This window comes from Nonomuraea sp. NPDC050153 (assembly GCF_044460125.1).
GTDB lineage: Bacteria > Actinomycetota > Actinomycetes > Streptosporangiales > Streptosporangiaceae > Nonomuraea.
In genome coordinates, this window is record NZ_JBITJQ010000003.1 from 1 (window position 1) to 23,562 (window position 23,562).

24 protein-coding genes are annotated in these 23,562 nt (G+C 71.2%); 15 read left to right on the forward strand and 9 right to left on the reverse strand.

The window, feature by feature from the left end; translation table 11 throughout:
* Positions 1 to 164 precede the first annotated feature (164 nt).
* Both ACIBQ1_RS08290 and ACIBQ1_RS08295 read left to right on the forward strand, forming a co-directional pair.
* Positions 165 to 479 carry an SDR family oxidoreductase gene (locus ACIBQ1_RS08290; RefSeq protein ID WP_397275566.1) on the forward strand — a complete coding sequence of 105 codons (315 nt, stop codon included), beginning with the start codon at positions 165 to 167 and terminating at the stop codon, positions 477 to 479.
* Between the two features lie 9 nt (positions 480 to 488).
* Entirely contained in the window at positions 489 to 1,250 is a 762-nt protein-coding gene (locus tag ACIBQ1_RS08295; RefSeq protein ID WP_397275567.1) for an alpha/beta fold hydrolase, read from the forward strand.
* On the opposite strand, the gene ACIBQ1_RS08300 is transcribed toward ACIBQ1_RS08295, so the two are convergent.
* From ACIBQ1_RS08300 to ACIBQ1_RS08315, 4 genes are read right to left on the reverse strand one after another with little or no spacing between them, the layout of a single operon-like run.
* Complete coding sequence (locus ACIBQ1_RS08300) at positions 1,241 to 1,978, reverse strand: cytochrome d ubiquinol oxidase subunit II (protein WP_397275569.1); 738 nt, start codon at positions 1,976 to 1,978, stop codon at positions 1,241 to 1,243. The two genes, ACIBQ1_RS08295 and ACIBQ1_RS08300, sit on opposite strands and share 10 nt — an antisense overlap.
* A gap of 9 nt (positions 1,979 to 1,987) precedes the next feature.
* The gene (locus ACIBQ1_RS08305) at positions 1,988 to 3,265 is read right to left on the reverse strand and encodes a cytochrome ubiquinol oxidase subunit I (protein WP_397275571.1); all 1,278 of its coding nucleotides are present in this window, start codon (positions 3,263 to 3,265) and stop codon (positions 1,988 to 1,990) included.
* Positions 3,266 to 3,322: 57 nt separating this feature from the next.
* Positions 3,323 to 3,991 carry a response regulator gene (locus ACIBQ1_RS08310; protein ID WP_397275572.1) on the reverse strand — a complete coding sequence of 223 codons (669 nt, stop codon included), beginning with the start codon at positions 3,989 to 3,991 and terminating at the stop codon, positions 3,323 to 3,325.
* Complete coding sequence (locus ACIBQ1_RS08315; RefSeq protein WP_397275574.1) at positions 3,991 to 5,115, reverse strand: sensor histidine kinase; 1,125 nt, start codon at positions 5,113 to 5,115, stop codon at positions 3,991 to 3,993. Before ACIBQ1_RS08315 ends, ACIBQ1_RS08310 begins: the two co-directional genes overlap by 1 nt.
* A gap of 51 nt (positions 5,116 to 5,166) precedes the next feature.
* Here ACIBQ1_RS08315 and ACIBQ1_RS08320 point away from each other — a divergent pair, with 51 nt between their 5' ends.
* Positions 5,167 to 5,388 carry a hypothetical protein gene (locus ACIBQ1_RS08320; protein ID WP_397275576.1) on the forward strand — a complete coding sequence of 74 codons (222 nt, stop codon included), beginning with the start codon at positions 5,167 to 5,169 and terminating at the stop codon, positions 5,386 to 5,388.
* Here the strand turns inward: ACIBQ1_RS08320 and ACIBQ1_RS08325 are convergent.
* Positions 5,357 to 6,283 (reverse strand): fatty acid desaturase family protein, encoded by a 927-nt coding sequence (locus ACIBQ1_RS08325; protein ID WP_397275577.1) that lies wholly within the window; start codon positions 6,281 to 6,283, stop codon positions 5,357 to 5,359. The two genes, ACIBQ1_RS08320 and ACIBQ1_RS08325, sit on opposite strands and share 32 nt — an antisense overlap.
* 190 nt (positions 6,284 to 6,473) lie before the next feature.
* Here ACIBQ1_RS08325 and ACIBQ1_RS08330 point away from each other — a divergent pair, with 190 nt between their 5' ends.
* Positions 6,474 to 7,358 carry a phosphotransferase enzyme family protein gene (locus tag ACIBQ1_RS08330; RefSeq protein WP_397275578.1) on the forward strand — a complete coding sequence of 295 codons (885 nt, stop codon included), beginning with the start codon at positions 6,474 to 6,476 and terminating at the stop codon, positions 7,356 to 7,358.
* A 57-nt stretch (positions 7,359 to 7,415) separates the two neighbouring features.
* On the forward strand, positions 7,416 to 8,732 hold the full coding sequence (locus ACIBQ1_RS08335) for an FAD-dependent monooxygenase (RefSeq protein WP_397275580.1): 1,317 nt from the start codon (positions 7,416 to 7,418) through the stop codon (positions 8,730 to 8,732).
* Here ACIBQ1_RS08335 and ACIBQ1_RS08340 read toward each other — a convergent pair.
* Positions 8,654 to 11,500, reverse strand: a complete 2,847-nt coding sequence (locus tag ACIBQ1_RS08340) for a BTAD domain-containing putative transcriptional regulator (protein ID WP_397275582.1) — start codon at positions 11,498 to 11,500, stop codon at positions 8,654 to 8,656. The genes ACIBQ1_RS08335 and ACIBQ1_RS08340 overlap by 79 nt on opposite strands.
* 197 nt (positions 11,501 to 11,697) lie before the next feature.
* A complete protein-coding gene (locus tag ACIBQ1_RS08345; protein WP_397275583.1) occupies positions 11,698 to 12,963 on the reverse strand; it encodes an FAD-dependent oxidoreductase in 1,266 nt (421 codons plus the stop codon).
* Between the two features lie 65 nt (positions 12,964 to 13,028).
* On the opposite strand from ACIBQ1_RS08345, the gene ACIBQ1_RS08350 reads away from it, so the two are divergent.
* From ACIBQ1_RS08350 to ACIBQ1_RS08370, 5 genes are all read left to right on the forward strand, one after another.
* The gene (locus ACIBQ1_RS08350; RefSeq protein WP_397275585.1) at positions 13,029 to 13,622 is read left to right on the forward strand and encodes a TetR/AcrR family transcriptional regulator; all 594 of its coding nucleotides are present in this window, start codon (positions 13,029 to 13,031) and stop codon (positions 13,620 to 13,622) included.
* Positions 13,623 to 13,657: 35 nt separating this feature from the next.
* Entirely contained in the window at positions 13,658 to 13,927 is a 270-nt protein-coding gene (locus ACIBQ1_RS08355; RefSeq protein WP_355377083.1) for a sulfurtransferase TusA family protein, read from the forward strand.
* Between the two features lie 68 nt (positions 13,928 to 13,995).
* Complete coding sequence (locus ACIBQ1_RS08360) at positions 13,996 to 15,009, forward strand: LacI family DNA-binding transcriptional regulator (RefSeq protein WP_397275587.1); 1,014 nt, start codon at positions 13,996 to 13,998, stop codon at positions 15,007 to 15,009.
* A 294-nt stretch (positions 15,010 to 15,303) separates the two neighbouring features.
* On the forward strand, positions 15,304 to 15,654 hold the full coding sequence (locus tag ACIBQ1_RS08365; RefSeq protein WP_397275589.1) for a nuclear transport factor 2 family protein: 351 nt from the start codon (positions 15,304 to 15,306) through the stop codon (positions 15,652 to 15,654).
* Positions 15,655 to 15,691: 37 nt separating this feature from the next.
* Positions 15,692 to 15,907, forward strand: a complete 216-nt coding sequence (locus tag ACIBQ1_RS08370; RefSeq protein WP_397275591.1) for a hypothetical protein — start codon at positions 15,692 to 15,694, stop codon at positions 15,905 to 15,907.
* A 159-nt stretch (positions 15,908 to 16,066) separates the two neighbouring features.
* On the opposite strand, the gene ACIBQ1_RS08375 is transcribed toward ACIBQ1_RS08370, so the two are convergent.
* A complete protein-coding gene (locus ACIBQ1_RS08375; RefSeq protein WP_397275593.1) occupies positions 16,067 to 16,666 on the reverse strand; it encodes a TetR/AcrR family transcriptional regulator in 600 nt (199 codons plus the stop codon).
* A gap of 46 nt (positions 16,667 to 16,712) precedes the next feature.
* On the opposite strand from ACIBQ1_RS08375, the gene ACIBQ1_RS08380 reads away from it, so the two are divergent.
* Positions 16,713 to 17,651, forward strand: a complete 939-nt coding sequence (locus ACIBQ1_RS08380; RefSeq protein ID WP_397275595.1) for a beta-ketoacyl-ACP synthase III — start codon at positions 16,713 to 16,715, stop codon at positions 17,649 to 17,651.
* Between the two features lie 10 nt (positions 17,652 to 17,661).
* Here the strand turns inward: ACIBQ1_RS08380 and ACIBQ1_RS08385 are convergent, their stop codons facing one another.
* Positions 17,662 to 18,675: a LacI family DNA-binding transcriptional regulator gene (locus ACIBQ1_RS08385; RefSeq protein ID WP_397275597.1), complete on the reverse strand. Its 1,014-nt coding sequence runs from the start codon at positions 18,673 to 18,675 to the stop codon at positions 17,662 to 17,664.
* A 110-nt stretch (positions 18,676 to 18,785) separates the two neighbouring features.
* On the opposite strand from ACIBQ1_RS08385, the gene ACIBQ1_RS08390 reads away from it, so the two are divergent.
* Genes ACIBQ1_RS08390 through ACIBQ1_RS08405 form a run of 4 tightly spaced genes read left to right on the forward strand, consistent with a single transcriptional unit; the run spans position 18,786 to position 23,560 of the window.
* Positions 18,786 to 20,063, forward strand: coding sequence for an ABC transporter substrate-binding protein (locus tag ACIBQ1_RS08390; RefSeq protein ID WP_397275599.1), 1,278 nt, complete (start codon positions 18,786 to 18,788; stop codon positions 20,061 to 20,063).
* Positions 20,064 to 20,071: 8 nt separating this feature from the next.
* On the forward strand, positions 20,072 to 20,974 hold the full coding sequence (locus ACIBQ1_RS08395; protein WP_397275601.1) for a carbohydrate ABC transporter permease: 903 nt from the start codon (positions 20,072 to 20,074) through the stop codon (positions 20,972 to 20,974).
* Positions 20,971 to 21,735, forward strand: a complete 765-nt coding sequence (locus tag ACIBQ1_RS08400; RefSeq protein ID WP_397275603.1) for a carbohydrate ABC transporter permease — start codon at positions 20,971 to 20,973, stop codon at positions 21,733 to 21,735. Before ACIBQ1_RS08395 ends, ACIBQ1_RS08400 begins: the two co-directional genes overlap by 4 nt.
* The gene (locus tag ACIBQ1_RS08405) at positions 21,728 to 23,560 is read left to right on the forward strand and encodes a glycoside hydrolase family 127 protein (RefSeq protein WP_397275605.1); all 1,833 of its coding nucleotides are present in this window, start codon (positions 21,728 to 21,730) and stop codon (positions 23,558 to 23,560) included. Before ACIBQ1_RS08400 ends, ACIBQ1_RS08405 begins: the two co-directional genes overlap by 8 nt.
* Positions 23,561 to 23,562 lie beyond the last annotated feature (2 nt).

Consider the following 23,562-nt stretch of genomic DNA (forward strand, 5'->3'; position numbering starts at 1 on the left):
CTCCATGACGGGCCGGGGCCTGCTACCGGGCGCTCCGATGCTTACCCGGACGGGACTTTCACCCGCAGGCCTGGACCAGCTTCCAGGACGCAACATGCCGCCATTCTATAGTGATCGCTATGCTATGGTTCTGTATCGATCGCTAAAGAAAGGGGGATCCCAGGATGAAGACCGCGCTCGTGACGGGAGCCAGCAGAGGGATCGGCCGCGCCATCGCGTTGCGCCTGGCCAGGGACGGCTTCCGGATGGCAGTCAACTACGCGGAAGACCGGACGGCGGCCGAGGAGGTCGTCCGCCTGATCGAGAAGGACGGCGGCAGCGCGTTCGCCGTCCGGGCCGACCTGGGCCGGCAGGGCCACGTGCTCGTGGAGCGGCTGAAGGACGACGAGATCGCGAATGCGGTGGCCTTCGTCGCCTCGCCGGAGGCGAGCTTCATCACCGGCAGCACCATCGACGCCACCGGCGGCGGGAACCTCTAGGAGCCTCTGATGCCCACAGTCACCCACAGCTCGGGCGCCGTCCACTTCCAGCGGGCGGGCAGCGGTCCCGGCCTCGTCATGGTGCACGGCTCCGGCGGCGACGCCGCCACCAATTACGCCCACCTCGTGCCGGGGTTCGCCGACCTGCGCACGGTGATCGTCCCCGACTACGCGGGCAGCGGCCAGACCGCCGACCCGGGCGGCGACCTCACGCTCGACCTGCTCGCCGGCCAGGTCGCGGCCACGTTCGAGGGCCCGTCGGACCTCGTCGGCTTCTCGCTGGGCGCGGCCGTGGCCGTGGCGGTCGCCGCCGAGTACCCGGAGCTGGTCAGGCGGCTGGTGCTGATCGCCGGCTGGACGCACGTGGAGGACTCCCGGCTGGAGCTCGGCCTGCGCACGTGGGCCAGGCTGGCGGAGACGGACCCGGAGAGTTTCGCCGCGTACGGGCCGCTGGTGGGGTTCGGCCCCGAGTACGTGAGCGCGGTCGGCGCGGAGACCCTCATGGCCGGCGAGCCGCCGCACGGCGTCCGCCGCCAGATCGAGCTGGACCTGCGCCTCGACATCAGGGACCTGCTGCCGAAGATCACCGCGCCCACGCTGGTCGTCGGCAACACCCGGGACTACCTGATCCCGGTCGAGCACCACCGCGCGCTGCACGCCGCCCTGCCCGGCAGCGAGTACGCCGAGCTGGACAGCGGCCACGTCGTCCTGCACGAGCGCCCGGCCGAAGTGACGACCCTCATCCGGGAGTTCATCACCCGTCACAGGTAGGACGGTCCCGTGACCCGGTGCCGGAACGTCCACCACACCCAGCCCTGGGCGGCCACCAGCAGCGGGATCAGCGTCAGGATCACCGGCACCAGCACGGAGCCGGAGGTGCCGGGCTCCAGCGGCAGCCGAAGCCCGGCCAGCACCCCCACCGCCACCAGCGCGGCGGCCGTCACCAGGTAGGTGCGGGCCTCGCCCGCCCCGCCTGACAGCACGGCCGCCCGCTCCCGCAGCGTGCCGCGCAGCCGCAGGGCCGCGAACGCCAGCCCGTGCGTGGCGAACAGCGCGGCCACCACCAGCACGGCCACCACCAGGGCGGGAGGCAGGCCGACCAGCACGTGGCTCAGCAGCGTCCCCCAGCTCAGCGCCAGCCCCCAGCTCCCGGCCACGATCGCGCCGTCCCAGAACGCCTGCCAGCGCGGCCCCGGCATCCGCCCGCGCAGCCACAGCCCCATGTCACGCACGACCCACGACAGGACCAGCGTCACGACGATCGTGTAGTTGCCGCTCAGCAGCTCGCCCTCCAGCTCGGGGAACAGCCCGGCCAGCACGCCCGCCGTGGCCACCAGCCACACCTCGTTCCCCAGGAAGAACGGCGCGATGGCGGCGATCACCTCGCGCCGCTCGGCCGCCGACCTGCCCAGGTACGGCAGCACCATGCCGACCCCGATGTCGGCCCCGGCCAGCACGAGGTAGCCGAGCGCGAAGAAGGCCAGAATGAAGATCTCCACGACTGCTCCTCAGAAGCTCGGCACGGGGGCGGCCGGGGCGCCGAGCGACTCGCCGCCGGGTCCGCGGCGGGCGTGCCTGGCCAGCAGCCAGTAGTTGATCGCGATCAGCACCGCGAACACCGTGGTGAAGGCGGTGACGGAGAAGCGCATCTGGGCCGCGGTCACCGGGGACATCGCGTCCGCCGTCCGCAGCAGCCCGAACACGGCCCACGGCTGGCGCCCCAGCTCCCGGAAGACCCAGCCGGCCAGCATCGTCACGAACGGGACCGGGATCATCAGGGTCAGCAGCCAGTGCCACGGCCGGAACCCGCGCACCACGGGCCGGATGAGCATCAGCACGCAGCTCAGTGCCGCGACCACGGTCATCACGACCCAGAGCGTCATCATCGTGACGCCCGCCGCGTGCACGGGACCGACGGGCGGCAGGTAGTCGCCGGGGCCGTGCGCCGCCACCATCTCGGCCTGCGCCTCGGCCAGCCGGTCCGGCCTGCCCACCCACGCCGCCGCCTTGGTCGGCTGCAGGGTCTCGAACCCGAGCCCGCCGAAGATCACGGTGAAGAGCAGCGCGGGCAGCGCCACGCCGACCCCGATGCGCAGCGACTTGCGGAAGAAGTCCTGCTCGGCGGTGCGCTTACGCAGGTGGTACGCGCTCACCCCGGCCAGGAAGAACCCGCCGGTGATCATCGCCCCGCCCATCACGTGCCCGAACGCGATCAGCGCGGCCGGATTGCCCACCATGGCCCCGAGGTCCGCCAGCCGCAACACGCCGCCGTCCAGCACGTGCCCGGCCGGGTGCTGCAGGAAGCCGTTCGCGACCATGATCCAGAACGCCGACGCGTACGCGGTCAGCGTCACGACCCAGATCAGCGCCAGGTGCGCCCACCGGTTCAGCCGGTCCCAGCCGAAGATCCACAGGCCCAGGAACGTGGACTCGACGAAGAACGCCACCAGCGTCTCGATGGCCAGCGCCGACCCGAAGACGTTGCCCGCGTACTCCGTGAGCCCGCTCCACGACAGCCCGAGCTGGAACTCCATGACCAGCCCGGTGACGATGCCCATGGCGTAGTTGATGATGTAGAGCTGGCCCCAGAACCGCGTCATCCGCAGGTGCACGGGGTCGCGGCTGAAGGTGGCCCGGGTCTGGACGACGGCGACCAGCGTCGCCAGGCCGAGCGTCAGGGCCACGAAGAGGAAGTGCGCGCCCGCCGTGAGCGCGAACTGCAGGCGGGCCAGGTCCACGGTGTCCATGCCCAGAGCGTCCTGGTGCGGCTCCGCCCGCCGCGTCATGCCCGCGCGGCAACCTGGCGTACATCCCGGGTCGCACGAGGTCTGCCGGGCTACGACTCAGGGAGTAACCCAGCCCGGGACGATCATGCCGGCCTCGTACGCGATGACCACGAGCTGGGCCCTGTCGCGTACCGACAGCTTGGTCATGATGCGGCTGACGTGCGTCTTCGCGGTGGCGGGGCTGAGCACGAGCCGGGCCGCGATCTCGTCGTTCGACAGGCCGCCGGCCACCAGCGTCATGACCTCGCGCTCGCGTTCGGTGAGCGCGTTCAGCTCGGGGCCGGGCTCGGGACGCTTGACCCGGCCGGCGAACTCGGCGATCAGCCGGCGCGTGATCGACGGCGCGATCAACGCGTCGCCCCTGGCCACGACCCGGACCGCGTGGATCAGCTCGGCCGGCTCGGTGTCCTTGACCAGGAAGCCGCTCGCGCCGGCGCGCAGCGCGGCGTAGACGTAGTCGTCCAGGTCGAACGTCGTCAGGATGATCACCTTGACGTCCTCCAGCCGGGGGTCGCCGGTGATCCGGCGGGTGGCCTCCAGGCCGTCGAGCTCCGGCATGCGGATGTCCATGAGCACCACGTCGGGGCGGTGCTCGCGGGCTCCGGCCACGGCCGCCCCGCCGTTGGCGGCCTCGGCGACGACCTCGAAGTCGTCCTCGTCGCTGAGTATGGACCGGAACCCGGCCCGTACCAGGGTCTGGTCGTCGGCGAGCAGTACGCGGATCATCAAGCCTCATTCCCGAGTGGCAGCCGGGCGACGACGCGGAAGCCGCCCTCGGGACGCGGGCCCGCCTCCAGGGTGCCGCCGAGCGCGGTGGCGCGCTCGCGCATGCCCTGCAGGCCGAAGCCACTGCCCCCGTCGTACGTGGCGCCCGGCCCGTCATCCTCCACGCGGATCACGATATTTCCGGACGTGTTGTTGATTGCGAGGGTGGCTTGCTTCGTGCCGGAGTGGCGGGACACGTTGGTCAGCGCCTCCCGTACGATCCGGGCGGCGGCCAGGTCCACCTCGGTCGGCACGGCGTCGAGCGGACCCGACAGATCCGTGCGCACCTCCAGCCCCGACAGCTCGACCAGCGCGTTCACCCGGGCCAGACTGTCGGCGGGCGCGGTCGGCGCGTCCTCGTCCACCTGGCGCAGCACGCCCAGCGTGGTCCGCAGCTCGCGCAGCGTCTCCTTGCTGGTGTCCTTGATCGTCCGCAGCGCCGTCTCGGCGTCCTCCGGCCGTTTCTTGAGCCCGTGCAGCGCCGCCGCGGCCTGTACGTTGATCATGGAGACGTTGTGCCCGAGCACGTCGTGCAGCTCTCGCGCGATGCGCAGCCGCTCCTCGCTGGCCCGCCGCCTGGCCTCCTCTTCCTTGCTGTGCTCGGCTTCGAGCGCGCGCTGCTCGACCGCCCGCAGGTAGAGGCGACGGCTGCGGGTCACGCTGCCGAACGCGATCGCCGCCACCTCCCACCCGGTGATCATGAGGAACAGGCTGTTCTCGACGTGCCGGACGCCGCGGCTCTCGCCGAGGCCCATGCCCAGCAGCGACGCGGCCCCGATGGCGATGGCCGCCGTGAGGTGGCCCTTCTCGGCCGCGGTGTAGAGGTTGACGAACGGCAGGATGACGAGGGGTCCGTCGAGCCCCGCGTACGGGTAGTAGGTGGCGACGCAGACCATCACCAGGATCAGCGCCGCGACGGGATAGCGCTCCCGCAGCAGCAGCCCGCAGCAGGCGATGACCGGCAGCGCCACGTCGAGGGCGTTGATCCGCGCCTGGCCCTTGGTCACGTACGTGAGGGCCATGCCGCCCAGCAGGCCCGCGATCACCACGAGTGACACGATCGTGCTGGTCGACGGCTTGCGCATGCTCCCATTCTGAGGGGTAATCGCCGGGGCGCATCTGGGTAGAGCAGGTAAATGAGCACAAAGGACGACCTGCGGGAGGTCGAGGAGGACCTGGTCCGGTTGAGAGCCGAGAACCAGGACCTCCGCAACCACATCCGCGACGTGGGCGCGACCGACCAGGTGGAGATCTCGGCGATGATCAGCCAGGCGGACGAGCAGGAGGAGCTGATCGCTCAGCTCGAAGGCCGCCGCGACTCGCTGCTCAAGCGCCTTGCGGCGGAAGGGGGCGCCTGAGCGCGGCGCCGACCTCGTGCAGGTGGCGCAGCGCCTGCCCGTACGACTCGATCAGCCCGGTCTGGAGATAGTCGACGCCGATCTCCGCGCAGTAACGCTCGACGATCGGCTGTGCCCTGCGCAGGTTGGGAGCCGGCATGTTGGGGAACAGGTGGTGCTCGATCTGGTAGTTGAGCTGGCCGAGCGCCACGTCCGCGAACAGGCCGCCGCGCACGTTCCTGGAGGTCAGCACCTGCTTGCGGAGGAAGTCCAGCTTGTCCTCCGCGGTCAGGATCGGCATGCCCTTGTGGTTGGGCGCGAACGTGCACCCCAGGTAGATCCCGAACACTCCCTGGTGTATGACCAGGAACAGCAGCGCCTTGCCGACCGGCAGGACGGCGAAGACCAGGCCGAAGTAGAGCACGAAGTGCGTGACGAGCAGCGTCAGCTCCAGCCCGCGCCGCTTGGCCTCCGGTTTGAGCAGGGCCTTCACGCTGGCGATGTGCAGGTGCCAGGCCTCCAGCGTCAGCAGCGGGAAGAACCAGAAAGCCTGATATTTCGCGACAAGTCGCGGTAGGCCGATGCTCTTGGCGACCTGCTCCTCGGACCAGACGATCACGGCGGGGGAGACGTCGGGGTCGTGGTCCTCGTGGTTGGGGTTGGCGTGGTGACGGTTGTGCTTGGTGGTCCACCAGCCCCAGCCGAGCCCGATGGCGAGGTTGCCGATGATCAGGCCGGCGACCTCGCTCGGCCGCCGCGTCCTGAAGACCTGCCGATGGCCGAGATCGTGGGCGAGGAACCCCAGCTGCGCGAAGACGACCGCCAGCGCGACGGCCACGAGGAGCTGCGACCACGAGTCGCCGAGCCAGAGGAACAGCCCCCAGCCGCCGAAGTAGACGGCGGCCATGATGGTCATCCTGATCGCGTAATAAAAGGGACGCCGGTCAAGGAGGCCGGCGTCCGTGATCTGACGAGCTAGTCGGGCGAAATCGCTGCCTCTGGTGTCGAGCCTGCCGGGACTGGCCACGGGTCTCCTTACAAGTGCGAGGTAGGTGACCCTAACCCTCGCGCATCGGGGCCGGATCCGGAAGCGTAGGCTTTCCTGAGTGATCTATGCCGATACCCCGCTTACCCCCGAAATCCGGGCAGTCGCGGCCCTGACGTGGGGCATCACCGGGAACGGCGAACGATTGCACGGTGGCGAGGAGTCCGCCGCGTACCAGCTTGACGGCCATGTTATCCGTGTCGGCCCGGTGGGTCGGCCCGTCGCCGAAACCGAGTGGTGTCACGCGATCGCCCGCCACGCCGCTGCCACGCTCCCGGAGGCCGTCGCACCCGTGCCGACGCCCGGCGGGGCGACGGTCGTCGTGGTGGCGGGCCGCCCGATCTCGTGCTGGCCGTACGTCGAGGGCGGCTGGCCGGACTCCGACGTCCCCGCCCAGCGCGCGGCGGGCGCCCGCCTGCTGGCCCGGCTGCACGCGTCGCTGGCCACGTTCCGGCCGCCCCCGCGCCCGGTGCCCGCCTTCCAGGAGTCCGGCCTGTACGGCGACCCGCCCCAGGACGCCCTCGAACTCGACGACCCCGCCCTCGACCGCTGGCTGGCGGAGTTCCACGCCCGGCACCCGCTGCGCCACCCCCTCCACGGCGACTACTACACCGGCAACACCCTCGCCAGGGACGGCGGCATCGTGGCGGTGCTCGACTGGGACGAGACCTTCGTCGGCGCTCCGGAGGTGGAGCTGGCCGCCGCGTCGCTCGAATGGGGGGACGACGAGCTGGGGCCGAGCGGGGAGTTCGTGGCGGCCTACCACGAGGCCGGGGGCACCGCGGGAGAGCTGGACGAGGAGGCGCTGGCCCAGCTCGTCCGGCACAAGCTGCGCAGGGAGTACGCGTACTTCCGGAAGGCGGCGCGCGCGGGGGTGCGGCACGACGAGGACGACCTCGAATACCACCGCGCCCGCGTGGCGCTCTTTCACGAGCTGCGCCCGTGACAGGGCCCGGCAGCGGCTGACAGAGATCTGGCAGTGGCCCGGAGCATCGTTCTCGGCATGACACACGTGCTGATCGTCGGCTCCGGGCCGACCGGACTGACCCTGGCCATCGAGCTGGCGCGCAGAGGCGTCGCCCTCCGCATCGTGGAGAGGTCGCCGGAGCCGCCCACGGGCGTGCGGGGCAAGGGCCTGCAACCCCGCACGCTGGAGGTCTTCGACGACCTCGGCGTGGTGGACGAGATCCTCGCCACCGGCCGCGAGTACCCGAGCCTGCGCAGCTACCAGGGCGACCAGGTGGTCTGGGAGGGGCGGATGGACGAGATCAGGGAGCCGTCCGCGGACGTGCCGTACCCCAACCTGATCATGCAGCCGCAGTGGCGCACCGAGCAGATCCTGCGCGACCGGCTGGCCGAGCTGGGGCACGAGGTCGAGTTCGGCGCCGAGGTGACCGGCTTCGAGCAGGACGAGGACGGCGTGACCGTCACCCTGGGCACCGGCGAGCGGGTTCGCTGCGCGTACCTGGTGGGCGCGGACGGCGGTCGCAGCGCCGTGCGCAAGCAGCTCGGGGTCGGATTCGCCGGCGACACGTTCGAGAGCGAGCGCATGCTGCTGGCCGACATCAGGACCGGCGACCTGGACCGCGAGTACTGGCACGCGTGGGGCTCGATGGCCGAGCAGAAGCTCTACTTCACGATCTGCCCGCTGCCGAACACCGACGTCTTCCAGCTCGTCGCCCCGTACACCGGTGACGACGACCTGATCGCGCTCGTCGCCGAGCACGCGCCGCACGTGCGGATCGAGGAGATCCTGTGGCGCTCCGAGTACCGCGTCAACATCCGCATGGCCGATCAGTTCAGGGTCGGCCGGGTGTTCCTGGCCGGCGACGCGGCCCACGTGCACACGCCGGCGGGCGGCCAGGGGCTCAACACCGGCGTGCAGGACGCCTACAACCTGGGCTGGAAGCTGGCCGTCGGCACCGAGGCGCTGCTCAGGACGTACGAGTACGAGCGCATGGCCGTGGCCGAGCACGTGCTGGGCCTCAGCACCCGCCTGTACCGGGAGCAGGACAGCAAGCGCGGCGACGACACCAACCAGCTCGGCCTGGCCTACCTCGGCAGCCCGCTGTCCGTCGGCGAGCGCGGCGGCGAACGGCTCGGCGCGCTCTTCGCCGAGCAGCGCGGCACCGGCTTCCTGCTGCTGGCCGACACGGAGACGGAATACCCGTTCACGGTGCTCCCGCCGCTCGACGGCCAGGAGGGCGTCATCCTCGTCCGCCCCGACGGCTACATCGGCTATCACGGGGACGAGAGCGGCCTCAGCGCGTACCTCTCCGGGTTCGGCATCGCCGCGCCCCTGGCCGACGCCGAGCGGTAGCCGTGCTCGCCGAGTGCGGCCCGGCACCTGGCGGCCAGCTCGTTGACGTGGGGATCGGCGGACTCGTCGATCCCGCGTAGTGCCCGCGCCGCGCCGAGCAGCTCGGCCGCCGCCTCCGGCTCCAGGTGCTCGGCCACTCCTTCCAGCACGGTCGCCCGCGCGGTCCTGTCGGAGCACGTGGCCATCAGCTCCAGTGCCCGGCGCAGCGGCTCGCGGGGCTCGCGAACCCGGGCGAGCTCGACGTTCATGTACGCCCTGAACTGGGCCGACACCTCGACATCGAGCGCCAGCGCCGCCTCCAGCAGCCGGGCCGCCTCGTCCGGGTCGCCGGTGCGCCTGGCCAGCTCGGCCCTGGCGTGCATGACCCTGGCGATGGTCGCCCTGTCCTCGGACCGCACGGCCGACTCCCAGGCCCCTTCGAGTGCGCGGGCCGCTCCGGCGTGATCGCCCGCGCGCCCCTTGAGCTGGCCGACCCGGATCAGGAACGTCATCGGCCCGAGCGGCGTGCCGAGCCCGGAGAGCTCGGTGGCCAGCCGCTCCGGCTCCTCGGCCAGGGCGACCGCCGCGGCGAAGTCCCCGCGGTTCTCCGCGACCAGCGACAGCCAGAAGAGCCCGGTCCACTGCCCCCACCGGTCCCCGACGGCCCTGAAGCCTTCGACCGCCGGCTCCAGCAGATCCTCGGCCCCGGCCACCGCCCCGTACTCGAACCGCACGATGCCCGCACCGAGCAGCGCCGCCGACCTGGTCCACAGGTCAGGGTGGTCGCGCAGCCGCGCCGCCTGCCGCTCGGTGAGCCTCACCACGTCGGCGGGCGTGCCGACCCCGGCCAGCGCCCAGGAGTTCAGGGCGGCGGGGTGGTCGGACGTGAGCACCGCCTCGGTCGGCGGGGCTCCCGACAGCACCTGGCAGATCCCGTGCGCCAGCTCCCGCCCCGGCGGCGGCACGTCGCCCACCCTGCGCAGCACCGACACGGCCTGCTCGCTGATCTCGCGATGCCTGCCACGCATGATCCATGGCCAGAACCGCGGCAGGATCAGCCTGAGCGGGTCGTCGGAGTGGCGCAGCGCCGCGTCCAGGTTGCCCTGCTCGGCGTCCAGCACGGCCAGCCACTTGAGCTGGTCGCCGGTCCGCAGGCGGGGGTGGGCGATCTCGGCCAGCCCGGTGTAGTAGCGGGCGTGGGCCTGGACCAGCTCGGGGAGGTCGGCGGCGGCGTACTGCCTGATGGTCTCCAGCATCGTGTAGCGGTCGCCGACGACCGCGACGAGCGACTTGTCCACCAGCGAGGAGAGCAGGTCGAGGTCGCCGCCGCAGACCTGGGAGATCGCCTCGTACGTGGCGCCGCCCGAGAACACCGTCAGGCCCCGCAGCAGCTCCCGCTCGCGGTCGGAGAGCAGGTTCCAGCTCCAGTCGATGACCGCGCGCATGGTGCGGTGGCGCGGCTCCGACGTGCGCCCGCCGCGGAAGGTCAGCCGGTCGCCGAGCTGCTCCACCAGGACGGACAGCGGCATCGTACGCAGGCGCGCGGCGGTCAGCTCGATGGCCAGCGGGATGCCGTCCAGCTCGCGGCAGATCCGCGCCGCCGCCTCCCGCTCCACCCGCAGGTCGGGCCGGGCGGCCGCGGCGCGGTCCGCGAACAGCTCGGTCGCCTTCCCCTCGGGCAGCGGCAGCACGTGGTGCAGGGTCTCGCCGGGGATGTCGAGCGGCTCGCGGCTGGTGGCCAGGATCCGCAGGCCCGCCACCTCGGACAGCAGCGAGCGGGCCGTGGTGGCGGCCTCCTCGATCACGTGCTCGCAGTTGTCCAGCACGAGCAGGGGCGCGGTGCCGCGCAGGGTCCGGACCGCGTCGGTCGTCTTGAGCGCGCCCTCCAGAGCCGCTCGCACGTCGGTGGCGGTGGCCAGCTCGACCAGCCACACGCCGTCGGGCACGCGCAGGCTCGCGGCCACCTCGACGGCCAGCCGGGTCTTCCCCGCACCGCCCGGCCCGACGAGCGTGACCAGCCTGGCCTTGCCGAGCTGCCCCTTCAGCCGTGACATGTCCTCCGATCGGCCCACGAAGCTCGTGAGGCGGGCTGGCAGGTTGCTCTTGGGCTCGGCGTCCCGCAGCGCCTTCAGGTGGGCTTCCCGCAGCTCGGGGCCGGGGTCGACGCCCAGCTCGTCGGCCAGGGCCTCCTTGATCCGCTCGAAGAGCGCGAGCGCCTCGGCCCGCCGGCCCCGGGCGGTGAGGGCGCGCATGAGCAGGGCGTGGAACGGCTCCCGCAAAGGGTGGGCGGCGACCAGCTCCTCCAGCTCGGCCACCAGACCGGCGAGGAGGTCAGGGTCCTCGGCGGCGAGATCGGCGGCGATCCTGGCGGCCAGCGCGGTCAGGCGCAGCTCCTCCAGCCGGGCCGCGGGGGCCGTGGCGAAGGGCAGGCCGGACGCGTCCGCCAGCGCCGGGCCCCGCCACAGCGCCAGCGCCCGGTGCGCGTCACCCGCCCGTACGAGCTGCTCGAACGCCCACGCGTCCACCTCGGCCGACGGCACGTCCAGCGTGTATCCGGCGGGATGCGACGAGATCACGCCCGGCGCCTCCCTGCGCGCCCTGGACACCAGCGACTGCAGCGCCGCCATCGGATGCGCCGGCGCCTCGTCCGGCCACAGGTCGTCGATCAGCCTGTCCGTGGTCACGACCCGTCCGGGGTCGAGCGCCAGCCGCACCAGCAGCGCGCGCACCCGGGCGCCACCGATCTCGCATCCCGCCACCTGAAGCGGCCCCAGAATCCCGACCCGCATCCACCCTCCCGGCCCGACTCCACAGTACGCACCCCACACGCTCCCACCGCACGCCGGTTCCATCCGCTTGCGGACATCCCGCGCCGGCCGCGCGCCCGTTGTCGCCGGCACTTCGGCCGAGGTCTCCTGAGGAAGGGGGAAGGGGGCGGCTGGGCGTGCTTGGGCCGGGGTGTGCCGCTCCCACACAACAGGCCGGGTCAGGCGAACGCCTTGGCCTTCAGGGTGGGGAAGCGCTGGACCACCCGGAGGAAGGTCTTGAACCCCATCCGCCCCACCCGGCCGCCGCCGACGAACTGCTCGGCCGCGCGCAGCGAGTCGCGCACGGCGGCGAAGCCGTACTCGCGCATCCGGGCCTCGTAGCCCGCGATGGCCTCGATCGGGTCGCCGCCGCCGGTGAGGGCGCCGGTGAGGGCGGCGCAGAGCAGGCGCGCGTCGCGCAGCGCGGTGTTCGCGCCGATGCCGCGCATCGGCGTCATGCTGTGGATGGCGTCGCCGAGCAGGGTGATGTTCGTGGCGGGCCAGGCGTCGATCGGGATCGAGGTACGGATCGGCAGCAGCGTGACCGTGTCGGGGTCGGACATGCCGACCACCCTGCGCAGGTCGGGATGCCACGACTCGATGCTCCGCGCCACCGTGGTCTTGAGTTGCTCGCCCGACATTTCGGAAATGTCGGCGGGGAAGTGGGCGCCGGACGCGCCGAACGCCCACAGTACGTAGCTGCTGCTGTTGTCCATCAGCGCGCCCTCCTGCTCCGTCACCCCGAACCCGCCGTGCGCCACCCCGTCACCCAGGTCGTGCGGCGCGGTGAAGAACCCCATGCCGCTGGGCGGGATGACGCTGTTCGGCCCGTCGAGCAGCCGCCGCGCCACGAGCTTCCTGGTCTCGCCGGTGATCGGGAACTTGCCGGCCACCGTCGTGATCCCGGTGTCCACCCGCTCGGCGTGCGGCAGGTACTGCTTGCGCACCCGGGAGTTCCCGCCGTCGGCGGCGACCACGATGTCCGCGGTCGCGCTCGTGCCGTCCGCGAAGAACAGCTTGACCCGCCCCTCGGGGAGCCGCTCGTACCTCTCGTACGTCTTCCCGAACCGTACGACGTCGTCGAGCCCCGACAGCAGCACCTGCCTGAGCGTGATGCGGCTGGCCGAGTGGTGGTCGTCGGCCGGGTCGGCCGCCTCGGGCGCCTCGATCAGCGCGAGCTGCCTCAGTTGCTCGGTGAGGAAGCCGAAGTCCTGCCCGCTGTGCCGCCCGGTCGTGTCGAGGAACGCCTGCCACAGGGGCGCGGGCAGGCAGTCGTGCAGCGCGCGGGCGCCGTTCGGGTCGATGTGCACGCGGTAGCCCTGCAGCCGGTCGGCCGGGGTCCTGTCCCGCTCGTAGACGGTCACGTCGAGCCCCGCCCTGCGCAGCCCCTGGGCCAGGCAGAGCCCGCCGATCCCGCCACCGATGATCGCGATGTTCCGTGTCATGACCCCGACTATCATCCATATGGATGATTCTGTCAACCATCCGGATGGATGATAAACTGCGGATCATGAGACGAGCACCCGAGGAGAGGCAGCGCGACCCCGAGCGCACGAAGGCCCGCATCCTGCAGGCGGCGCTGGAGGAGTTCGCGGCGAAGGGGTTCGCGGGGGCGCGGGTCAGTGAGATCGCCACGAGGGCCGGGGTCAACAAGCAGCTGATCTCCTACTATTTCGGCGGAAAGGAGGGCCTCTACCAGGCCCTCACCGCGCGCTGGCAGGTCGAGGAGAGCGGGTTCGCCGACCGCTCGGCCTCGCTGGGCGCGCTCGCCGCCGAATACGTGCGGGCCAACGCCTCGCGCCGCGACTACGGGCGGCTGATGCTCTGGCAGAGCCTCACCGACGACGGGCCGCCCGACCCGGCGTTCGTCGAGGACGTACGCCGGGATCTGGAGCTCCTGCGCGAGCGCCAGCGGGACGGGGAGCTCCCCGCGGACCTCGACCCGGCGGCGGTGCTGGTGGCGCTGTTCTCGATGGCGGCGGCCGGCATCGCGTTCCCGCAGCTCGTCCGGGCGGTCTGGGACCAGGACCCGGCGTCGCCGGAGTTCGCCGAGCACTACGCGCGGGAGGTCGCCAAGCTCATGGGCCACCTGCGGGGTTCGTGACGATCAAGGGCCCGGACGGTGGTTTCCTTGTACGTATGCCTGATCTCGTGGTGGACGGCGGCGACAAGCTCTGCGTTCAACTGCTCATCGAACTACGCGGTCACGTGCGCGAAGCCGGTCCAGGAGCGGTGATCCACCTCATCGCCACCGATCCCGCCGCGCCCGTCGACCTGCCCGCCTGGTGTCACCTGACCGGGCACGCGTACCTGGGGCCGGTGCCGGGGGCGGAGCGGCCGACGTACGCGCTGCGCGTGGCAGGCGCCGCCAAGGAGACCGAGGACGCCAAACCCTGGCACGTGGCTTAAGCGGTTAATTCCCTTACCGAATGGGGTGGCCTAGAGTATGAGGGTTATCCGGTTCAGAGAGGGAGCCCGTGAAGCGACCCACGATCGCCGACATCGCCGGCCGGGCGGGAGTGTCCAAAGTGGCGGTCTCCTACGCGCTCAACGGGCAGCCGGGCGTGTCGGACGCGACGCGGGCCAGGATCGTCGCCATCGCCGAGGAGATCGGCTGGCGGCCCAACAGCGCGGCGCGGGCGCTCAACGGCGCCAGGGCCAACTGCGTGGGCCTCGCGCTCTGCCGTCCCGCGCGCATCCTGGGCGTCGAGCCGTTCTTCATGGAGCTGATCAGCGGCATCGAGGGCGTGCTCGCCGACCGCTCGTACGCGCTGCTGCTCCAGGTCGTCACCAGCCATGAGCAGGAGAGCGAGGTCTACCGGCGCTGGTGGGGCGAGAGCCGCATCGACGGCGTGTTCCTCGTGGACCTGCACTATTCGGACTCCAGGGTGGTCGAGCTGGAGCGGCTGGGGATGCCGGTCGTCGTCATCGGTCACCCCACCGAGTCGGGCTCGTTGTCGGCCGTCTGGTCCGACGACGGCGAGGCCGTGCGCGAGACCGTCGGCTACCTGGTGGCGCTGGGCCACCGCCGCGTCGCGCGGGTGGCGGGGCTGCCGGAGCTGGTCCACACGACCGTTCGCGACCAGGCGTTCGAGCAGGCGTGCGAGGGCGTGGCCGAGCACGTCACCGTGCACACCGACTACACCGGCGAGCAGGGCGCCAGAGCCACCAGGCGGCTGCTCAGCTCGCCCGACCGGCCCACGGCGATCATCTACGACAACGACATCATGGCCGTGGCGGGCATGTCGGCGGCCCAGGAGATGCGGGTCGAGGTGCCGCGCGACCTGTCCATCGTGGCCTGGGACGACTCGCCGCTGTCACAGGTCGTCCGGCCGCCGCTGACCGCGCTCACCCGCGACATCCCCGCGTACGGGGCACATGCCGCCCAGCGGCTGCTGGCGCTGATCGCGGGCGAGACCGTGCCCCCGTACGAGGACCAGGCGGCGGTGCTCACGCCGCGCGGCAGCACCGGCCCCGCTCACTCCCCGTAGCGGCGCTCTCGGCGCGTGCCGCGGGCAGGGCGGGCGGCTGGCAGACCGCGCGTCCCGACCCGCGGCACGTGCCGTCCCCTCCTTCGCGGCACGTCCCCGAGTCGTCTTCGCGTCCCCTCGCTGGGACGGCTCCATCATGAAGGAGTCAGGAGAAGGGCGCCTGAGTACCCCTATACCTAAACGAGACGAGAAATCAGACGAACCGTGACCAGAGTCCCGATCGGGGCGGTCTGCGACCGCCGCTTGGGCGTAATGACTGGCCGGACGGGTAGGCGACCCGCTGAGGGGGTACATATGGTCGAGCCGGGCCCATGGATCGAGGGGTACGTACGAGCCTGGAACTCCAACGATCCCGACGACATCTCCGCGCTGTTCACGGACGACGCCGTCTACTACACCGAGCCCTACAGCCCGCCCTGGCACGGGCGTGACGACATCGTCGCGCAATGGCTCGGGCGGCAGGACAAGCCTGGTGAGGCCACGTTCGAGTGGCATCCGGTGAGCGTGGCCGACGACGTGAGCGTTATCCAGGGGGTCACGACATATCCCGACAAAACGTACAGTAATCTGTGGGTGATCAGGTTTGTGCCCGACGGCCGGTGTCGTGAATTCACCGAATGGTGGATGCGACATGATGCCAAATGATGCAATGGGCCGAGCCGTCTTCATCCGAGGAGATCCGTTGAGAGACAACCTCGACCTCGCCGCAAGCGCCCAGGAACTGGCGGACGCCGCACCGACGGGATCGATCGACCACGCCGCAGCCTCGTCCGTGGCGATCACGCTCGCCACGACGCGCGACATCACCGACGCCAGGAAGACGCTGGACGGGGTGTCCCCGCAGGAGGTACGCGACGCGGCCGTGGCGCTCTTCGAGCGGCTGTCGACCGGCAACTGACGCCTGGACATCGGGCTCGGGCGCCGCACCGCCGCGCCCGAGCTTTCGCATGCCCACCCGCCTGGTGATCGGCGGGGAGGGTGACACCCGAGCGGGCGTGGGCGGCCCGAGCCGGGTGGTGGCCGAGCTGCGCGAGGCCCGAGGCCCGAGGTGGCCGGGTCAGGCGTCGAGGCGGGTCCGGACGGCGTGGCGGGCTCTGGACGGGGCCTCGGGGTCGAGGTGGAGCTGGAGGGCGTGGTTCAGCGCCATGACCGCGCCGAGCAGCTCGAACGCGAGCTGGTCCGGATCGGTCCCCGAGGCCAGCTCGCCGGCGTCCACCGCGCGCCGGGCCTCCTTGCACAGCCGTCCGCGCCAGGCGTCGAACCTGGCCTCGACCACGTCCCGCACCGGCCCCGGCCGCCCGTCGAACTCGTGTGCCGCGGCGACGAAGAAGCATCCGCCCGGGAAGACGCCGCGCTCCAGGTACGAGACCCACGCCTCGCACAGCGCGCGCAGGCGGGTCAGGCCGGGGGCGGCGGGCCGGGCGGGCTCCCAGACCTCGGCGCGGAAGATCTCGCCGGCCCGGTCGAGGACGGCGAGCTGCAGCGCCTCCTTGCAGCCGAAGTGCCCGAGCACGCCTGACTTGCTCATGCCCAGCTCAAGGGCGAGACGGCCGATGGTCAGCCCTTCGAGCCCCTCCGTGGAGGAGATGGCGACCGAGCGCTCCAGGATGGCCGCACGCGTGCCGAGGGCTTCGGCGGCGGATCTGCGGGGACTCATGCGGGTACTTTAGCGTCCGAACGTTCGGTTGCTATAGTCCGTCCTCATGACGGGATCACGACTTGTCGCCACAGGTCACTATCAACCGGCAAAAATCCTGACTAATGATGAGCTGGCGACCATGGTGGACACCAGCGACGAGTGGATTACCAGGCGGGTCGGCATCCGTACCCGGCACGTCGCCGAGCCGGACGAGAGCGTGGCCGACCTGGCCCGGCACGCCGCCGCGAAGGCCCTGGCGGCGAGCGGCCTGGACGCCGCCGACATCGACCTCCTCCTGATCGCCACCTGCACGCAGACCGAGCGCGCCCCGAACATCGCCTCCCGGGTCGCCGCCCGGCTCGGAGTGCCGAGCGCGGCCCTGATGGACGTCGGCGTGTCGTGCTCCGGCTTCACCCACGCCCTGGCCCTGGCCGACCACGCCATCCGCGCCGGCGCGGCCACGAACGCCCTGGTCGTCGGGGCGGACATGATGACGGCCGTCACCGACTGGACCGACCGGACCACGTGCGTGCTGACCGGCGACGGGGCGGGCGCGGCCGTGATCAGCGCGGCGCCGGAGGCGGAGATCGGCCCGGTGGTGTGGGGCTCCGCACCGGAGCTGGGCGCCGCCGTACGCATCGAGGGCACCCCGACCCGCTTCTCCCAGGACGGCCAGACCGTCTACCGCTGGGCCACCACCCAGCTCCCCGACATCGCCAGGAGGGCGTGCGAGCGCGGCGGCGTACGTCCCGAGGACCTGGCGGCGGTGGTCTTCCACCAGGCGAACCTGCGCATCATCGAACCCCTCGCGGCCAAGCTCGGCGCGGTCAACGCGATCGTGGCGCGCGACGTGGTCGAGTCGGGGAACACCTCGGCCGCGAGCGTGCCGCTGGCGCTGTCCAAGCTGCTGGAGCGGGGCGAGGTCCGGCGCGGGGCGCCGATGCTGCTGTTCGGGTTCGGGGGGAACCTGTCGTACGCGGGCATGATCGTGCGCTGCCCCTGACGCGCCCGGCTCAGGACAGGCCCGGCGGGGAGGTGGAGTCGCGGATCACGAGCTGGCAGGGCATCTTGTGCACCCCTGGCGTCGCCTTCCCGTCGATGGCCGCGAACAGGTGCTGGGCCGCGGTGCGCCCCAGCAGCTCCAGGTTCATGTCCACGGTGGTCAGGGTGGGCCGGGTCTCCGTGGACAGCACCTCCCAGTTGTCGTAGCCGACCACCGCGATGTCCTCGGGCACCCGCCGCCCGCGTTCCCTGGCCGTCTCCATGAAACCGGCCGCGATCTGGTCGCTGCCGCAGAACACCGCGTCGATCTCCGGCTCGGACATCAGCAGCATCTCGGCCGCGTGCCGCCCCCAGCGCTGCGACCACGGGCCCGACAGCGTCTGCCCGGCCTGCGGCAGCCCCGCCTCCTCAAGCGCCTGGCGCAGGCCCTCCTCGCGGTCGCGCGACGCCTTGTAGTGCGTGGGCCCCGTGATGTGCGCGATCCTGCGCCGGCCCAGCGCCAGCAGGTGCTTGACGGCCATGGTGGCGGCGCCGACGTCGTCCGGCACGAACGACACGTCCGAAGGGTCCTCCGAGGGGCCGTAGGCGTACACGACCGGCACCGGCAGGTCCTTGCTCACCGACGGCCGCGGGCTCGTGCTCTCGCCCACCACGATCAGCCCGTCCACCCGGCGCGACAGCAGCGCCCGTACGTGATGCTGCTCCCTGATCGCGTCGCCGCGCGCGTCGCAGAGCAGCACGGCCATCTCGCCGGCCCCGAACGCGTCCTCCGCCCCGAGCAGCACCGGGATGCCGAACCGGCCGACGCTGTCGGAGGTCAGCAGGCCGACCGTGCGCGTCTGTCCGGAGATCAGCCCCCTGGCCAGGGCGTTCGGCTGGAAGGAGAGCTCCGCCGCGGCGGCGAGCACGCGCTCGCGCGTCGCCGCCCGCACGTCCTGGCGCCCGTTGAGTGCTTTGGACGCCGTGGCGATCGAGACCCCCGCCAGCGAGGCCACATCGGAGATGGTCGCTCGCTTACTCGCCATGTTTCGAAACCCTTTTCGTCACCTGTGAACTGCATAGAACCCTAGCACCCATTGACATGGACTCTTGTTTCTTCTACGTTTCCGAAAACCTTTAAGTCCAGGAGCACAACATGAGACGAAGGCTGGCCGGGATCTCCCTCCTCGGTGTGTTAGCGCTCACAGCGGCGGCCTGCGGCAGCGGCGGCGGTGGTGGCGGGGGCAGCACGCCGTCGGCGGAGAGTCCCGTGACGATCACCATGTGGACCCGTGCGGCCACCCAGACGCAGAGCGAGCGGCTGGTCAAGGCCTACAACGACAGTCACAAGAACATCCAGGTCAAGCTCACCGTCATCCCGACCGACAACTACCAGCCGCGCATCGCCGCGGCGGCGGGCGCCAAGCAGCTCCCCGACGTTTTCGCCGCCGACGTCATCTTCGTCCCGAACTACACCTCCCAGGGCCTGTTCATGGACATCACGGACAGGATCGCGAAGCTGCCGTTCAAGGACGGCCTGGCCCCCTCGCACATGAAGCTCGGCACGCTCGACGGGAAGCAGTACACGCTCCCGCACACGCTGGACCTGTCGGTCTGGTTCTGGAACAAGGACCTCTACCAGAAGGCCGGGCTCGACCCGGAGCAGGGGCCGAAGTCGCTGAAGGAGTTCGCCCAGCAGGCGACCACGATCCAGGACAAGCTCGGCAAGGACGGCAAGGTCCACGGCACCTTCTTCGGCGGCAACTGCGGCGGCTGCTATGTCTTCACGTTCTGGCCCTCCGTCTGGGCCGCCGGCGGACAGGTCATGAACGCCGAGGGCACCCAGTCGCTCAACGAGCAGCCCGCGATGACCGACGTGTTCAAGATCTGGCGCGACCTGTACGAGAAGAAGGTCACCGGGCCGACCGCCAAGGAGGAGCAGGGCCCGACCTGGACCGGCTTCTTCCCCAAGGGCGAGATCGGCGTCATGCCGATGCCCTCCACCACGCTCGGCCTCATGCCCAAGGACATGAAGATCGGCGTCGCCCCGATCGCCGGCCCCGACGGCGGCGAGTCCACGTTCGTGGGCGGCGACTCCGTCGGCATCTCCGCCACCTCCAAGAACCCCGACGCGGCCTGGGACTTCCTGTCCTGGACGGTCGGCGACGAGGCCCAGGTCGAGATCATGGCCAAGAACAAGGACGTGCTCGCGCGTACCGACCTGGCCAGCAACAAGTACTCCGCGGAGGACCCGCGCGTGGTGCTGATCAACTCGCTGGTGGCCAAGGGCCAGACGCCGTACGCGCTGCGCTTCGGCCAGACCTTCAACGACCCGCAGGGGCCGTGGCTGCGCCTGGCCCGCGAGGCCGTGTTCGGTGACGCCGCGAAGGTCCCCCAGCTCAACGCCGAGATCACGAAGTCACTGCAGCAATGACCTTGACGATGACGCGATCCGGGCGGAAGGCGTCCCACTCGGCGCCGTCCGCCCGGTGGCGGAGCAGGAAGGTCCAGGGCTGGCTCTACGCGGCTCCGACGGCCGTCATCGTGGGCGTGCTCTTCGTCGCGCCCCTCGTGCTGGTCGTCTGGATGTCGCTGAACCGCTGGCCCCTGCTGGGGCAGGCCACGTTCAACGCCCCCGACAACTACCTCAAGATCGCCGACAATCCGCTCTTCGTCGACGCGGTTCTCTTCACGCTGAAGTACACGGCCATCACGACCGTCCTGCTGTCGGCGGTGGCGCTCGGTCTCGCCCTGCTGGTGCAGGACCGCAAACCGGGCATCGCCTTCTTCAGGACCGCGTTCTTCCTGCCCGGCGCCGTGGGCTTCGCCGCCGCGGGCCTGCTGTTCTACGGGATGCTGAACAACGACTTCGGCCCCGTCGACCCGTTGCTCCGGGCGCTGCACATCACCAGCGAGCCGGTCAAGTGGATCGGCACGCCGAACATGGCGCTGTTCTCCACGATCACGCTGGTGCTGTGGCGCTTCGCCGGGTTCAACATGCTCATCCTGCTGACCGGCCTGCAGGCCATCCCGACCGAGGTGTACGAGGCCGCCAGGAGCGACGGCGCGAACCGCTGGCAGATCTTCACCAAGATCACCCTCCCGCTGCTGCGCCCGACGCTGGCGCTCATGCTGATCCTCAGCGTCACGGGCTCACTGCTGGCCTTCGACCAGTTCTTCGTCTTCACCAACGGCGGCCCCGACAACAGCACGGTCTCGATGGTCATGGTCGTCTACCGCGACGCGTTCTTCCGCTTCGACCTCGGCGGCGCGGCGGCGCTCTCGGTCGTCCTGCTGGTAGCCCTCGTCGGGCTCAACACGCTGATGATGCGGAGGCTGCGATGAGCCGTTACCTCACGCTGTCCGCCCTGGCGGTGCTGTTCCTGTTCCCCCTGGTGTGGAGCGGCTACGCCTCCCTGGAGGAGCCGTCGAACTACCTGGAGATGGCCCGCTTCGGCGAGGGGCTCGGCACGTACGCGACCAACAGCGTGCTGGTGTCGGTGATGACGGTGGCGGGCACGCTGGTGGTCTCCGCGCTCGGCGGCTACGGCTTCGCCCGCTTCGACTTCCCCGGCAAGAACCTGCTGTTCCTGGCCACGCTGGCGATCCTCATGGTGCCGTACGCGACGATCCTGATCCCGCTCTACGTGCTGCTCGGCTACCTCGGCCTGCAGAACTCCCTGGTCGGGCTCTCGCTGGTGTTCGTCATGTTCCAGCTGCCGTTCGCGCTGTTCATGATGCGCAACGCGTTCGAGGCGCTGCCGCGCGAGCTGGAGGAGGCCGCGCTGGTGGACGGCTGCGGCACGTTCAGGGCGTTCGCCAGGATCCTGCTGCACGCCGTGCGGCCCGCGCTGATCACGGTGGGCCTGTTCGCGTTCCTCGCCTCGTGGAACGACTTCTTCGCCCCGCTCATCCTGCTCAACGACGGATCCTCCTTCACCCTGCCGGTGGCCGTGGTCAGCATGACGCAGCAGACGTTCGGCGCGATCGACTACGGCATGCTCCAGGCCGGGGTCATGGTCATGGCCTTCCCCTGTCTCATCCTCTTCATCGTGTTGCAGCGCCACTACGTGCGCGGATTCATGTCAGGAGCTCTGCGTGGCTAACCCTGTCCTGCCCTCATCGGGTGCCCTGTCCCCCCTCGGCCTCGACGCGGTACGGCTGCTCCCCGGCTTCTGGGGCGACCGGGCCGCGCTCAACCGCGAGGTCACGATCGCCCACTGCCAGGAGTGGGAAGAGCGAGAAGGCTGGATCGGCAACTTCCGGGGCGAGCGCCCCCGCCGGGGGCGGGAGTTCAGCGACTCCGAGATCTACAAGCTGCTGGAGGCCATGGCCTGGGCCGACCACCCGGCGCTGCCCGAGCTGGCCGAGACCGTGGCGCAGGCCCAGGAGGGCGACGGCTACCTCAACACCCGCTGGTCCGGCAGCCGCTACAGCGACTTCGAGTGGGGCCACGAGCTCTACTGCTACGGGCACCTGATCCAGGCCGGGGTCGCCCGGCTGCGCATGCACGGCGAGGACCAGCTCACCCAGGTGGCCGTCAGGGCCGCCGACCACGTGTGCCGCCGGTTCATGGAGGGCACCCAGACCTGCGGCCACCCGGTGATCGAGATGGCCCTCGTCGAGCTCTACCGGGCGACCGGCACCGAGCGCTACCTGGAGATGGCCCGCCGCTTCGTCGAGCGCCGCGGCCTGCCCGCGCTCGCCGACATCCCCTTCGGCCGCATCTACTACCAGGACGACATTCCGGTCAGGCAGGCCCAGGTGTTCCGCGGGCACGCGGTGCGCGCGCTCTATCTCGCCTCCGGCGTGGTGGACGTGGCGATCGAGACCGGTGACCAGGAGCTGCTGAAGGCGATCGAGTCCCAGTGGGAGCGCACGGTGGCCCGGCGTACCCACCTGACCGGCGGCATGGGCTCGAGGCATGCCGACGAGTCGTACGGTGAGGACTACGAGCTGCCGCCGGACCGGGCCTACAACGAGACCTGCGCGAGCATCGCCTCCGTCATGCTGGCGCACCGGCTGCTGCTGGCCACCGGCGACGCCCGCTACGCCGACCTGGCCGAGCGCACCCTGTACAACATGCTCGCCACGGGGGTGGCGCTGGACGGCAAGTCGTTCTTCTACGCCAACCCGCTGCAGGTCCGGGTGCCGGCGACGCCGCTCGAAGGCGTCAACCACGCAGCCGAGGGCGGGCTGCGCTCGCCCTGGTTCGACGTGTCCTGCTGCCCGAACAACATCGCCCGCACGCTGGCCTCGCTGGCCGCCTACGTCGCGACCGCGTCGGCCGACGGCATCCAGATCCACCACCACACGCCGTCGGAGATCCGGCACGACGGCCTGGCGGTACGCGTGGAGACCGGCTACCCGTGGACCGGCTCGGTGAGCGTGCGGGTGCTGGAGGACGGCGAGGGCCGGATCGGGCTGCGCGTCCCCGCCTGGGCCAGGGAGGCCACGCTCGCCCGCGTCCCGGTGTCCTCGCCGGAGGCGCCGCTGGCGGAGAGCCCGGCGGTGCGCCCGGTCGACCCCGGCTACGCCTACGTCGAGGGGCCGTGGCGGGCCGGTGACGAGATCCGGCTGGAGCTGCCGATGGCGCCCAGGTGGACGTTCCCCGACCGGCGGATCGACGCGCTGCGGGGGAGCGCGGCGGTGGAGCGGGGGCCGCTCGTCTACTGCGCCGAGTCGGTGGCCGACGAGCCGCCGCTGGGCGACGTGACCGCGCGGGTCCGGCCGCCCGTGGAGCGCGAGGCGGACGGCGTGGTGGAACTGGAGGTGGAGGCGTCGCTGGGGTCTGGCGACGGCGGCGGCTGGCCGTACGCGCCCGCCTCCGACGGGCAGCCGGGCGGCACGGACGTCAGGCTCCGGCTCGTGCCCTACCACCGGTGGGGCAACCGCGGCCCCGCGACCATGCGTGTCTGGCTACCGATCTAGGA